Annotated in this window: 13 protein-coding genes; 4 read left to right on the top strand and 9 right to left on the bottom strand. The window is 68.4% G+C overall.

Features of this window, described 5'->3' with window-relative positions; translation table 11 throughout:
- Nucleotides 1-2 precede the first annotated feature (2 nt).
- Nucleotides 3-386, top strand: coding sequence for a MarR family winged helix-turn-helix transcriptional regulator (locus ACOQOP_RS02975; RefSeq protein WP_420564829.1), 384 nt, complete (start codon nucleotides 3-5; stop codon nucleotides 384-386).
- Between the two features lie 19 nt (nucleotides 387-405).
- Here the strand turns inward: ACOQOP_RS02975 and ACOQOP_RS02970 are convergent, their stop codons facing one another.
- Together ACOQOP_RS02970 and ACOQOP_RS02965 are read right to left on the bottom strand one after the other, a co-directional pair.
- Nucleotides 406-2412, bottom strand: coding sequence for a PP2C family protein-serine/threonine phosphatase (locus ACOQOP_RS02970; RefSeq protein ID WP_420564828.1), 2007 nt, complete (start codon nucleotides 2410-2412; stop codon nucleotides 406-408).
- A gap of 19 nt (nucleotides 2413-2431) precedes the next feature.
- Entirely contained in the window at nucleotides 2432-3640 is a 1209-nt protein-coding gene (locus tag ACOQOP_RS02965; RefSeq protein WP_420564827.1) for an ABC transporter substrate binding protein, read from the bottom strand.
- Nucleotides 3641-3811: 171 nt separating this feature from the next.
- Between ACOQOP_RS02965 and ACOQOP_RS02960 the strand changes: the two genes are divergently transcribed.
- Both ACOQOP_RS02960 and ACOQOP_RS02955 read left to right on the top strand, forming a co-directional pair.
- A complete protein-coding gene (locus ACOQOP_RS02960) occupies nucleotides 3812-4984 on the top strand; it encodes a hypothetical protein (RefSeq protein WP_420564826.1) in 1173 nt (390 codons plus the stop codon).
- Between the two features lie 15 nt (nucleotides 4985-4999).
- Entirely contained in the window at nucleotides 5000-5359 is a 360-nt protein-coding gene (locus ACOQOP_RS02955; protein ID WP_420564825.1) for a DUF1636 family protein, read from the top strand.
- Nucleotides 5360-5368: 9 nt separating this feature from the next.
- Here the strand turns inward: ACOQOP_RS02955 and ACOQOP_RS02950 are convergent, their stop codons facing one another.
- The 7 genes from ACOQOP_RS02950 to ACOQOP_RS02920 form a co-directional block, all read right to left on the bottom strand.
- Nucleotides 5369-5848 carry a hypothetical protein gene (locus tag ACOQOP_RS02950; RefSeq protein ID WP_420564824.1) on the bottom strand — a complete coding sequence of 160 codons (480 nt, stop codon included), beginning with the start codon at nucleotides 5846-5848 and terminating at the stop codon, nucleotides 5369-5371.
- A gap of 41 nt (nucleotides 5849-5889) precedes the next feature.
- Nucleotides 5890-6591, bottom strand: a complete 702-nt coding sequence (locus ACOQOP_RS02945) for a CbtA family protein (RefSeq protein ID WP_420564823.1) — start codon at nucleotides 6589-6591, stop codon at nucleotides 5890-5892.
- 4 nt (nucleotides 6592-6595) lie between these two features.
- Entirely contained in the window at nucleotides 6596-6766 is a 171-nt protein-coding gene (locus ACOQOP_RS02940; RefSeq protein WP_420564822.1) for a CbtB domain-containing protein, read from the bottom strand.
- Between the two features lie 191 nt (nucleotides 6767-6957).
- The gene (locus ACOQOP_RS02935; RefSeq protein ID WP_420564821.1) at nucleotides 6958-7578 is read right to left on the bottom strand and encodes a ferric reductase-like transmembrane domain-containing protein; all 621 of its coding nucleotides are present in this window, start codon (nucleotides 7576-7578) and stop codon (nucleotides 6958-6960) included.
- Between the two features lie 5 nt (nucleotides 7579-7583).
- The gene (locus ACOQOP_RS02930; RefSeq protein WP_420564820.1) at nucleotides 7584-8072 is read right to left on the bottom strand and encodes a hypothetical protein; all 489 of its coding nucleotides are present in this window, start codon (nucleotides 8070-8072) and stop codon (nucleotides 7584-7586) included.
- Between the two features lie 136 nt (nucleotides 8073-8208).
- Nucleotides 8209-9567 (bottom strand): PepSY-associated TM helix domain-containing protein, encoded by a 1359-nt coding sequence (locus tag ACOQOP_RS02925; protein WP_420564819.1) that lies wholly within the window; start codon nucleotides 9565-9567, stop codon nucleotides 8209-8211.
- A 209-nt stretch (nucleotides 9568-9776) separates the two neighbouring features.
- A complete protein-coding gene (locus ACOQOP_RS02920) occupies nucleotides 9777-10295 on the bottom strand; it encodes a DUF2946 family protein (protein WP_420564818.1) in 519 nt (172 codons plus the stop codon).
- Between the two features lie 351 nt (nucleotides 10296-10646).
- Between ACOQOP_RS02920 and ACOQOP_RS02915 the strand changes: the two genes are divergently transcribed.
- A complete protein-coding gene (locus ACOQOP_RS02915) occupies nucleotides 10647-11618 on the top strand; it encodes an ABC transporter substrate-binding protein (RefSeq protein ID WP_420564817.1) in 972 nt (323 codons plus the stop codon).
- Nucleotides 11619-11661 lie beyond the last annotated feature (43 nt).

The raw sequence follows: 11661 nt of genomic DNA, 5'->3' as shown, positions 1-11661 counted from the left end.
ACATGGCGGCCGAGCGCACGAGCGAGGGTTTCGCCGACATCTACAAGGGCCTCTACGGCATGAAGAGGACCGAGTGGCGCGTTCTCTTCCATCTCGGCCGCTACGGGCCGATGACCGCGCAGGAGATCGGCGCGCGGGCCAGGGTGCACAAGACGAAGATCTCCCGGGCGGTGCGCGACCTGGAGAGCAAGCGGTTCCTGACCCGCTCGGACCACGACCTCGACCGCCGCAGCGAAATTCTAAGCCTCTTGAAGGCCGGCGAGAGCGCCTACGGCTTCCTGGTCGAGCGCGCCTCGGCCTACGAACGGGACCTGCAGAACAGGCTGACCCGGCGCGAGGCCCAGAGCCTCAAATCTGCCCTGCGCAAGCTGGCCCAGTTCGACTGAGACCGCCGGCGCGAGCGTCCTAGGCCTCGACGCGGATCACCAGACAGGTCATGTCGTCGGCCTGGGCGGCACCGGTGGCGAAGCTCTCGACGTCGGCGATGCAGGAATCGCCGATTTCGGCCGCCGACTGGCCCCGACACTTAGCCAGGGCCTCGATCAGCCGGCTCTCCCGGTATTCCTCGTTGTTCACGTCGAACGCTTCGGTCAGGCCGTCGGTGTAGAGGAACAGCGCGTCCTGCGGCGACAGGCTGGTGGTCGCGCTCGAATACTCGATGCCCGGCATCACGCCCAGGACCAGGTCGCCCAGCGGCTCGATCGGCACCACGCTGCCATCCGCCTTCAGCACGAAGGGCGGATTGTGGCCGGCATTGGCATAGGACAGGGTCAGGGTCTCCAGGTCGATCACGCCGTAGAACACGGTGACGAACATCGCCGCCTCGTTCTCGCGCTCCAGCAGGGCGTTGACCCGGGTGAGGCAGTCTCCGGGATCGCCGCCGCCGAGGCCTTCGGCGCGCAGCAGCGTGCGCGAGATCATCATGAACAGGCCGGCAGGAACGCCCTTGCCCGAGACGTCGGCGATCACCACGCCGACCCGCTTCTCGTCGATCTGGAAATAGTCGTAGAAGTCGCCGCCGACCTCATAGGCCGCGTGCATCTGGCCGACGATCACCATGCGGTCGTGCCGGAACGGCTCCCGCGGCAGCACCGAGGCCTGCATGTCATGGGCGATGCGCAGCTCCTGGCGCAGCCGCACCAGATCGGAGTTCTCGCGGAACACCCGCGTCACCGTTCGAAACCAGGGCCGCCATCCCGGCGGCACCCGCGGCGGACCCGCAGGCCCCACCTCGCCCGCCGCCTTGATATGCTCGATGAGCTGGCTGGCCGGCCACACGAACTCCCGGCCGGTCAGGCCGCCGGAGATCAGCAGCATCACCGTGAGCACGGCGACCAGGGCGAGCATTTCCGGCCCGCGATCGGCGATCAGGCTGGCCAGGATCGTCCAGCGGTCGCCCATGTAGACCAGGGTCCAGGGCACGGATTCCAGCGGCTCGACATAGAGCAGCGTGCCGTCCACATCGACCACCCGGCGCAGCGGTACGGTGCCGGCCCGATCCATCACCGACGCCGCCTCTTCCGGCAGCGCCTCGGCGATCGGGGAGCCGACCGGCGCCCGGAGCCCCTCCTCCTCGGGATAGGCCAACAGGATGTCGTCGGCGGTCACCAGCATGGTGCGGCCGACCGGATAGTAGAAGTCGCCGTTGACCCGGTTCAGATAGGGAAGCGAAATCTCGAAGGCGACCACGCCGAGAAACCCGTCACCGGAATCCACCGGCACGGCCAGATGGAGGGTCGGTTGCCCTGCCCGGTCCGTGCCGAACAGCCACCGGCCCTGGCGCGCCGGGTTGACGTCGGGCAGGCCGCTCTCGATCAACCCGCTCGACAGCACGCCGTCCTGGAAGGCATCCGCCTCGGCCTGGGTCGCAGGCAGCATCACCGAAAAGCCGGTCCGCGAGACATAGGCCGACCGCTTGATGGTCGGCAGCAGCGAGACGAGATAGCGGAACTCACCCAGCAGCCGCAGGCCCGCCACCAGCTCGGCATTGTCCGACCGGCCGGCATCGAGGGCGAAGTCGCCCGACAGCGCGGCGGTGGACGGCACGTCGAGGCCGGTATCGACCCGCAGCGAGATCTCGCCGAACTCGCCCCTGTCGATCAGCGCCTGGACCCGATCCTCCCCCGCATCGGCCAGGGCGAGAGCATAGGCGGACATGGCGTCCTCGCGGACCTCCTGGGACCGCTTGACCACGGCCGAGGCCAGGGCGTCGAGGATCAGCCCGTGCTCCTTCAGGCCGCTGGCGAGCACGTCCCATTCCGACTTTTCCCGCTTGTCGATCTGGAACAGGAAGAACCCGACCGAGACCGCCAGCAGGACCAGGTAGGACAGGCCCATGACGAAGCTGTAGCGCCGCGCCGGCCGGATCCGGCTGCTTACCGCCTCTTGGGTCTTCTCTGTGGCACTGGACATGGGAACTCGGGGTCAGGCGCTAGTTCATGAAGCCGACCGGCTGCCCGAAGGCGCGAACCTGCCTGCCGTCGTAATTGTAGATGAAGGTCGCCGCCTCCATGAACCGGAACGGGATCCGAAGACCGATCTGGCGGGCGACGCGGAAGTTGATGGCCAGGTCCGGCGGCGTGACGACCCCGACGGGGAGCGAGCCCGGATCCACCCCTTCGGTGAGGATGCTGATGGCGTAGAAGGCCGAAAGCTGGACCGCCGTGGACTGGTTGATCCCGATCGACACGGCCGCACTGTCATCGCCGCTGCGCACGACGTCCGGCAGGGTCGAGATCACCGGCGCGCGGCCGGCCACGTCGTTGATCAGGTCGATGCGCTGATAGACCGAGGTCGACCCGGTCACAATCCAGGCGCTGGCGGTGAGACCCGGGTCCGAGTTCACCATCCGCAGCCGGACGCGCCCCATACCGGCGATCAGATCGTCCTCCAGCCCCTCGCCGTCCCGCACCGCCACGTCATGGACCGTCAGCCCGAAGGAGTCCGCCAGCTCGTGCAACGGGGTCACCTGGGTCTCGATCGCGCTCAGATTGGAGGAGGCGTACAGCACGCCGACATTCTTCAGATCCGGCAGAAGCTGCAGCAGATAGCTGATGAACAGGCGGATCGGCACGGTGTTCGAGGTATAGGCGATGTTGGTGCCGCTGCCGGCCTGGTAGTCCGGCATCTGCCCGAGCAGCACGGGATCCTTCGCCGAGTTCGTGACCACCGGCAGGCGGCCGCCGACATAGGTGTCGTGCATGAAGGCCGCCGCCCTGGATCCGACCGGCATGATCAGATCCACCGCGTTCGATTCCGCCCAGTCGACCGCTTCCTGGGCGATCGTCTCGTCGTTCCCGTAGAGCCAGATCTCGAACTCCGCCGGGATGTCCTGCTGCCGGAACGCCTCCAGCACCACATCCACGCCGATCGAATAGGCGGCGACCGACTCGAACGGGATCAGCATCAGCAGCCGGAACCGCGCCGGCCTGTCGGTCCAGACCGGGACCGCCCGCATCCGGGCGGTGTCCTGGGGGTCGGCGGCGATGTCGTAGTCCTTGAGCGCGCCTGGCCCGAATTCCAGCCAGTCCAGCACCGGCCGTCCCTCGGTCGCCTTCGCCGGAGCCGAGGCGGTCACCGCGACTCCAATCAGGACGACAAGGCAGAGCACCAGGTGCCGGGCGAACGTGGCTGCGGTCACGGAAGACCGTCCTTTCTTCGAGATTTGAGGCGCGTGCGCGCTGCGACTGTTTCACAGGCGACCGGTCGCATCAACTCGCCAACGACCCGGCCTTTGACCGGTGCCACGACGGCTCCGGCTTGCATCGCCTCCCACCTCACCTATTCTGGCCCTTCACAGAGGTGTGCCCACATGAGCCAGCAGAATCAGGAGACGGGGACGGAATACAGCCCCGAGATGAGCGCCGCCCAGGGTGCGCGCCGGCGGCTGGCGGCCCTTGTCTGCCTTGTCCTGGCGGGCCTCGTCCTGCTGGGGGCGGCATGGTGGACGCTGACCTCCTCCCGCTTCGACGTGGAACGCATCCGCACGGAGGCGGAAACCATCCACAAGGCCATGGCCGGCATGCTGTCGATGGGGCTTCCCGTGTCGGATTTCATCGGTTTCGACGCCGCAAGCGATCGGGTGCTGCGCTTCGATCCGGCGGTGCGCGCGGTCGAGATCGTCGACCTGACCGGTCAGGTGGTCCTGCGCAACCCGGCGACGTTCGATGCCGGGACGCGCGACTGGGACGACGGCAGCTTCCTCGGCCTGGGCGCCGACGTGCCCGGGATCCAGCATCACGGCTGGCTGTCCCGCTTCTCCCTGCCGGTGGCCGGACGGTTCGGCCCGGCCGGCAGCGTGATCGTCTACTACGAACACCAGATCGCCGCGGAATTCAGCCGGAGCACGGCCATCGCCGGCGTCGCCGCCATGGTCCTGCTGGCGCTCGGCCTGGTCGTGCACGCCACCGTGCTGGCCAATCCGGAAGTGTTCCAGTCGTACCGGGAGCTGGCGATCCTCTATGGCGTCACCTGCGTGATCGGTCTCGGCGTCCTGGGGGCGACGATCTTTGGACTGGCCGCCACCAAGGCGATCGAGACCGCCAATGCCTATGGGGAATCGCTCGGCTCTCGCCTGGGCGACGCCATGGCGCTCGGAATCGACCCCAGCGACCTGGTCGGCCTCGGCGACGTGGTCCGGGAATACCAGGAGACCAACGACATCATTTCCTACGTCGCCCTGCTGGAAGGTAACCGGATCGAGGCGGCGGCCGGCTTGCAGGACCAGACCGACCGCTGGGCCCGGCCAGACGGCGTGCTCGACGCCGTCATCGAGGTCCGCCCCCGTCGGCTCTACCGGCCGCAGTACAGGGTGGCGGTCGGGATTCCCCTGGCGGTGGTCACCCAGATCCTGTGGCAGACCGGCCTCGCGGTGATGCTCGGCGCCGCGGCCCTGGTGACCGCCGGGTTCGGCCTGCTGTGGCGCGTACGCGTGCCGGGCTCGCCGACCGTCGACCTCCCCCTGCCCGCGCGCGCCTCCGGCTAGGTGGAAGGCTCCGGCATGGAGGGGACGGAGGACGGCATTGTCGTCCGGCTCTGCGTCACCTGCGCGCCGGAGAGCGGTCCAGCCGACCTCGAACGCCTGCGGGACTCGATCATGCGGGCCGGTCTGCCGGTCCCGGTGCGCGTCGCCGGCCAGGGGTGCCTCGGGGCGTGTGGCGAGCCGGTCGCCCTGTCGCTTCAGGGCCATGGCCGGGCCACCTATCTGTTCTCGGGCGTCCGGCCGGAGGAGGACCTGGCGGACATCGCCGCGACGCTCCGGCTCTACCTGGACAGTCCGAACGGGTGGATCGAGCACGCGCGCGGCTGCGGGCGCCTGCGCTTCTGCCTGACGGGGCGGGTGCCGGCCCTCGAGGTCTGAGCGGCAGCGTCAGTTCCGGACGATCACCGAGGCGGATACCGGCCGATCCCCCACGACCAGCGGCCGGTGGTCGTTGGCGTTCAGGGTGACCGCGATGGTGACCTCGCCGTCTGGCAGCGTGCCCAGATGCATCCACGGCCCATAGACCCGGCCGACCTTGTCACCGTTCACATAGACATGGGCATGGCCCTCCCCCGGCACATGGGGGCCGCTGGCACGCTCCGGCGCGAAACGGAACCCGGTCGTGTCGATATGCAGGTTCCAGCCGGAGGATGGATCGGGCCGAACATCGAGGGTAACCGTCGGCGCGGTCTCGCCAGCCGGCAGCACATAGGGTGCCGCGTGTTCATGAGGAACGGAGGCGGAGCCGTGGGCGTGGTGGGCGTGGTCGTGCCCGCCCAGGGTGATCCCGTTGCCGGCGGCGACCGTGAAGCCGATGCCGCCGCCGAAGATCAGTCCGATCAGCAGCATGGGGATGGAACGGTCCATGGCGATCTCCAACGGGGACCTTCGTTGCTGGGAAGGCGCCGTCAGGCGGTCTCGGCCGCGCCGACGCTCACCGACTCTCTCGACCAGAAATAGCCGCCGAGGCAGCCGACCATCACCCAGCCGGCCAGGCCCACACCATAGGCCCGGGCGGCGAACAGGGCGCCGATCTCGGTCGGGACCGGGCCGGTGAACACGTCCGGCTGCGGCGCGCCGACCACATGGGGAGCGAGCAGCAGCACCACCGCCGGCCCCCAGGCCTTCCAGCTCTGGCCGAAGGCGATCAGCCAGAGCGCCACCGCGGCCGCGCCGACCGTCGCGAACCACCAGACCTGGCGGGCATAGACATCGGCTGCGGCACCCCCCGGCACCTCCGGCGCCAATGTGAAGCCGGGCGCGAAATGCACAGCCAGGAAGCCGGCGATGCCCCAGATAAGTCCCGTTCGGGCCGAGATCCTGGCCCCGCGCTGCTCGGCCAGCGACATCAGCGCGACCATGATCAGCGCATAGCCGGAATAGATGAGCATGGTGAAGACGGCGCTGAGACCGTCGCGCACCGGGTCGAGTCCGCCCATATCCTGGTGCGCAGACACCTCGGAACGCGCGCCGAAATGGACGAGATCGCCACCTTCATAAAGCTCGGCATGGAGCAGCACCGGCTGCACGAAATAGAGCTGCAACAGGGCCGCCAGAAGTCCACCGACGGCACCAGCAAAGAGGGCGCTGGTCAGGATCCGCGTGAACATGGCGTCAGTGACAGGGGAAGCCGGTCGCGTGACGGACGTCGTGCGCTGCGTCGTGCAGGGTCTGGGTCTGCACATGGCCGGCCACGAAGATGAGCGCGAGGCCGAAGACCGCCGCCAGAAGGGCCGGTGCCAGTCGGGACGCCGAACCGGCTGTCGCAGTCGCGGTGGTGTTCATCGTCGGTCCTTCCTGTCGTCGCCATCCGTTCGGTCTCCCGGCGGGCGGGTCATCACACTCGATCCGCTTTACCCGCCGGCACGCGGGAGGCCGGACCGAACCCGCGAACGATACGCCTCGCCGGCGACCGTTGCCAAGAGTGGGACCCGCCGGACGTGTCCGGCGTAGAAGTTGATCGACGATGCAAGGACCTAGCTACGGGGCCGGAGTACCCAGACCCGGAGGTCATAGGCCAGCTTGGCCGTCGCCAGGATCGCCAGGCCGCACAATGCCAGTTTCGACACCGTCTCCATGGTCCCTTCGATGAGAACGGCGTGCAGCGCGCTGCACAGAACGGTCAGTGCGGCCAGCCCCATATGGACGAGGCGCCATGTCCGAGGCCGCAGCGCCACCTTGCCACGCAGGGCGGCGATCAGGGCCGCGGCGAACACGGCCCACATGGCGATCGCACCCCAGAGCGAGAACGGGGTCGGCGAGCGGAACAGCAGGACATCCACCACATCCGGCGGGCTGGTGACCCAGAGACCGGCCACATGCACGAGCACGGCCGCAACCAGCGTCACCCCAACCGCGCGATGAAGCCGTCGGGCGCGCAGGGCGGACAGGCCTGGTATGTAGTTGCCGATCAGCAGCGGCTGCACCAACAGCAGGGCCATGGCCGCGATCCCGGCGAATCCGGCCACGATATAGACCGGCTGGCGCCATGCCAGCAGCGGGCTGAAGGCCGCCGCGACCAGCGGCACCGCGATGGCCATCGCCAGGGCGGACCAAGCCAGGAGGGTCCTGGGGTCCGCCCGTCCCTTCGATGTCATCGCGCTCAGACCGGCTTGAGCACGAAATGCGCCTCCAGGCTGGTATCGCTCGAACTCGCCATGACCGGGCGCAGGAACACGGTCTCGAAGTCGCCGCTGTCATAGGCCAGGTGGCCATGCGGCTGGCCGAAGACCGGGACGATCTGCGGCATCTCCAGGCGGAAGACCCCGTTCTCGTCGGTCAGCGTTGCCCCGTGGCTGTGCGGGTCGCGCTCGTTCCCTTCGGTGGTGTGGGCCCAGATCTGGATACGCTGGCCCGCCAGGGGCGCGCCGTCGCCGGCCCGCCGGACGGTGCCCGACATCCAGAAGCCGCCGCCACCGATCCGCTCCACGATCGGAGCGTTCGGGAGATAGTTGTTGGAGCCGCCACGCATCGACGGCGTCGCCGCCAGTCCCTGGGCGCGCGCCGGGACGATGAGTCCCGACACGCCCGTCGCCGCGACCGCGCCGACAGCGCCAAGGACCGTGCGGCGCGTAAGCGGATGAAGTGCCATGAACGTCTCTCCTGCCAGTGATCGTGTCTCGCCGATCGGCGCCGCGGCCACACCAGACTGCGGCGGAAACCGGCTCCCTTTCCGCAAGAGGTGGGGGAGCCGCGGACGCCGATAAGCGCTGCTCACAGTCTCGTGATCATGAAGGCTGGGCCCGACGTCGACGGCCGGCCAGGTAGACGGCCAACTCGACCGCGGCGATGAACAGGATCGACAGGCCGACCAGCGGGAAGAAGATCCCGGCCGCCACCGCGATCACCAGGAGAGCGCGGGGGATCCGCCAGTCGGCCGCGAGGGTCGGCACGCCGAGACCGCGTTCGGGTCGGCGCTTCCACCACATGACGGCGGCGGAGACGGCGAGGCCGATCATGGCGAGGCAGGCCGCCAGCAGGACGAGCTGATTGGCGAGGCCCCAGGCCTGTCCCATATGGATGCTCACACCCCATTCGGCGGCCCAGCCGAGGGGGCCCAGATCCGCCAGCCCGGCGTCGTACAGCACCTGTCCGGTATACTGGTCGAGATGGATCACCCGTTCGCGGGTGATGTCGTCGGGATAGACCGAGGCGGTGAACACGCCCTCGGGCCCGCGCGGCATGTTCAGCGCATAGCCGGGCGCGATCCCCAGCCCCTCCACCGTCGCCACGATCGAATCCAGGCCGGCAGGTACACCGGCCGATGCGCCGGACAGCGGCATCGGCTGCTTCTCCATGATCCAGGGGGCGCGGTCGATCGCATCGCCCACCGGCACCGTGGAGGTCGGGTATTTGGACCAATAGCCGTCCGGCATACCGAGCCCGGCGGCATAGGACAGCTCATAGAACTTGCCGCCCCAGACGGACGACCAGGGCAGGCCGGTCAGTGCCAGGAAGACGATGAACACACCGGTATAGAGGCCGGTGACCGCGTGCAGGTCGCGCCACCACGGACGGCCGCGGCTCGCCTTGATGCTTACGGTGCCGAGGTTCCGTCCGCGCGGCCACCACAGATAGATGCCGGTGCCGACCAGCAGCACCATCCAGCCGGCCGCCGCCTCGACGATGCGGTTGCCCAGCCAGCCGACATATTCCAGCGAGTGCAGCTTGCGCACCACGTACATCGCCGGGCTGCCGGCATGCCCGCCGTCCCAGAGCCGGCCCAGGACTGAGCCGTCATACGGGTTCACGTAGACCGTGTCCTTGAGCCCGTTCTCGCCGACGATCTTCACCTCGGCGGCCCGGTCCGGGGCCGCCGGCGGCAGATAGGCCTTGAGCGAGCCCGGCAGGCTGTCGAGGGCGGCGGCGACCAGCGCCGAGGCCGGCAGCGCGGGTGTCGATTGCGGGGTCACCAGGCGGTACTGCCGGTAGGCGGCATCGTTGATCTCGTCCTTGAACAGGTAGATCGCGCCGGTGACGGCGAGAAGGACGACGATGGGAAGGATCAGCAGTCCGGCGATGAAGTGCCAACGCCAGACGGCACGGTAGAGCGCCGAGCGTGCGGCGCGGTCTTGTCGATCGGTCATGAAACATCCTGAGAGCACGGCCCGTCGGCGCGACGCAGATAGGTCGGATGGATCCGGCGGGCGGTGAGGCAGAGCAGGCCGGCGAACAGCGCAGGCATGGACGCGTCTACGGAACATCCGCGACAGCGCCTGCCCGGCTGCGACCGGCCGAGGGGAAGACTGGGACGCCGACGCCGTCGTAAGACGGTTGGGCACCACAACTCACAGGATCAGACAGGAGGGGCGCGCGAGCCGAGCGGGGGACCGGAATACCGGGCGACAAGCGTCTCACGCTCCAAGCTTTGGCGCGATTCGGCCGGCTCCAGCACACGACGCAGATCCGGGGCGGGATCGGCAAGGAGGACCGCCTGGGAGACGACGGCATCGAACGGGCATTCATAGGCCGCCGCGTCGCTCGACGACCGCTCCTCGGCCCCGGTCGCCGCGGCGCCGTCGGCGGGGACTGCGATGGTCTTCAGCCCACCGGGCGTGCAGATCACGATCTCGATCCGCCCGTCAGCGAGCGCATCCAGGTCGGGCATGAAGCCCACCGGGATCGCGGCCCGCAGCATCACCAGCGCGAGCACGGACCACGCGATGGCCCTGCGCGCCGAGAGACGGCCGATGGGGATGCCTGCTAAATCCATGACGTTGATATGGCCTATCCGCGCAAGGACCGTCGAGCGCTTTATCGCCGCAGTGATGGACGGGATTCGCCGGCCGGAGGTCGCCTCGGGAAGGGGAGCCATGGCCCGAAGGACCAAGCCGGCAGCCCCGCTCCCGACCGGTCCGCACCGCACCCATGGCGAAAATGTGGCAGCGCCGGTTGACACCTGCGGGATCGACCTAAAGTGTAAGTCCGTGGCGGCGGTCGGGCGCCGTCATGCAGGTCCGGGGCCTACTGAGGCCCGAGACACTGGCTCAGCCGATGGGAACGACGTGCATCGGCTCCCATGCGCCACCGGTCAGACAGAGGCCGGGTCCGGCGCCCCGACGATTCCAACGGTCTCTGCTTGGATGCTTGAGATGTCGGCGCCTTCAGCGCCTCGGACACCATCGTGCATTCGGCGGCGGCCGGCACTGACTGCAGGAGATTTTACATGAGGAAGTTGGCAATCGGGCTCGCAGCCGGCGCATTCATGGTGCCCGCCGCGGCGAACGCCGACTGTGGCGAGGTGTCCATAACCGAGATGAACTGGGCCTCGGCCTCGGTGGTCACCAATGTGGCGAAGTTCATCATGGAGCAGGGCTACGGCTGCGAGGTCACGGTGGTGCCCTCCGATACCGTTCCCTCGGTCACCTCCGTCGCCGAGAACGGCGAGCCGGACATCGTCACCGAGCTCTGGCTGAACTCCACCGGCGACGCCTACGCGCGCCTGGAGGAAGAAGGAAAGATCGAGCGGGTCGCCAAGGTGCTGAAGCCGGGCGGCGTCGAGGGGTGGTGGATCCCGACTTACCTCGCCGAGGAGCATCCCGAGCTGAAGACCATCGAGGGGGTCATGAACAACCCCGAGTTGGTCGGCGGACGCTTCAACAACTGCCCGAGCGGCTGGGGCTGCCGCGTGGTGAGCGACAATCTGGTGCGCGCCCTGGACCTTGAGTCCTCCGGCATCGAGGTGTTCAACCACGGTTCCGGCGAGACCCTTGCGACCTCCATGGCCGCGGCCTATGAGAACAAGGAGCCGTGGTTCGGCTACTACTGGGGTCCGACGGTTCCGCTCGGCAAGTACGACATGACCCGCGTCGATCTCGGCGAGTACAAGGAAGACGTCCACGCCGCCAACCAGAACCAGGATACGGCCGATCCGGGCGTCTCCGACTTCCCGGCGGCGCCGGTGCTGACCTCGGTGACCTCCAGCTTCAAGGAGCAGGAGCCCGAGATCGCCGAGCTGATGAGCAAGATCAGCTTCCAGACTGACACCATGAGTTCGCTGCTGGCCTGGATGGACAAGAACAACGCCTCCGCCGAAGAGGCCGCCGTCCAATACCTGACGACCTACAAGGACCGCTGGTCGTCCTGGCTCAGCGACGATGCCCGCGAGAAGCTCGGCTCGGTCCTGAGCGCGGGCTGATCCCGCGACGTATCACGGCGGGGTCGCGCATGCCGCGACCCCG

It is taken from the genome of Thalassobaculum sp., assembly GCF_965223715.1.
Lineage (GTDB): Bacteria > Pseudomonadota > Alphaproteobacteria > Thalassobaculales > Thalassobaculaceae > Thalassobaculum.
The sequence above is the reverse complement of the archived record's forward strand: the minus strand, read 5'-3'. Positions and strand labels throughout refer to the sequence as shown.

Excerpts from the sequence above, each read along its gene's own strand:
- ACOQOP_RS02975 (WP_420564829.1), top strand. The coding sequence starts at position 3 with ATGGCGGCCGAGCGCACGAGCGAGGGTTTCGCCGACATCTACAAGGGC.
- ACOQOP_RS02970 (WP_420564828.1), bottom strand. The coding sequence starts at position 2,412 with ATGTCCAGTGCCACAGAGAAGACCCAAGAGGCGGTAAGCAGCCGGATC.
- ACOQOP_RS02960 (WP_420564826.1), top strand. The coding sequence starts at position 3,812 with ATGAGCCAGCAGAATCAGGAGACGGGGACGGAATACAGCCCCGAGATG.
- ACOQOP_RS02955 (WP_420564825.1), top strand. The coding sequence starts at position 5,000 with ATGGAGGGGACGGAGGACGGCATTGTCGTCCGGCTCTGCGTCACCTGC.
- ACOQOP_RS02950 (WP_420564824.1), bottom strand. The coding sequence starts at position 5,848 with ATGGACCGTTCCATCCCCATGCTGCTGATCGGACTGATCTTCGGCGGC.
- ACOQOP_RS02945 (WP_420564823.1), bottom strand. The coding sequence starts at position 6,591 with ATGTTCACGCGGATCCTGACCAGCGCCCTCTTTGCTGGTGCCGTCGGT.
- ACOQOP_RS02940 (WP_420564822.1), bottom strand. The coding sequence starts at position 6,766 with ATGAACACCACCGCGACTGCGACAGCCGGTTCGGCGTCCCGACTGGCA.
- ACOQOP_RS02935 (WP_420564821.1), bottom strand. The coding sequence starts at position 7,578 with ATGACATCGAAGGGACGGGCGGACCCCAGGACCCTCCTGGCTTGGTCC.
- ACOQOP_RS02930 (WP_420564820.1), bottom strand. The coding sequence starts at position 8,072 with ATGGCACTTCATCCGCTTACGCGCCGCACGGTCCTTGGCGCTGTCGGC.
- ACOQOP_RS02925 (WP_420564819.1), bottom strand. The coding sequence starts at position 9,567 with ATGACCGATCGACAAGACCGCGCCGCACGCTCGGCGCTCTACCGTGCC.
- ACOQOP_RS02920 (WP_420564818.1), bottom strand. The coding sequence starts at position 10,295 with ATGGCTCCCCTTCCCGAGGCGACCTCCGGCCGGCGAATCCCGTCCATC.
- ACOQOP_RS02915 (WP_420564817.1), top strand. The coding sequence starts at position 10,647 with ATGAGGAAGTTGGCAATCGGGCTCGCAGCCGGCGCATTCATGGTGCCC.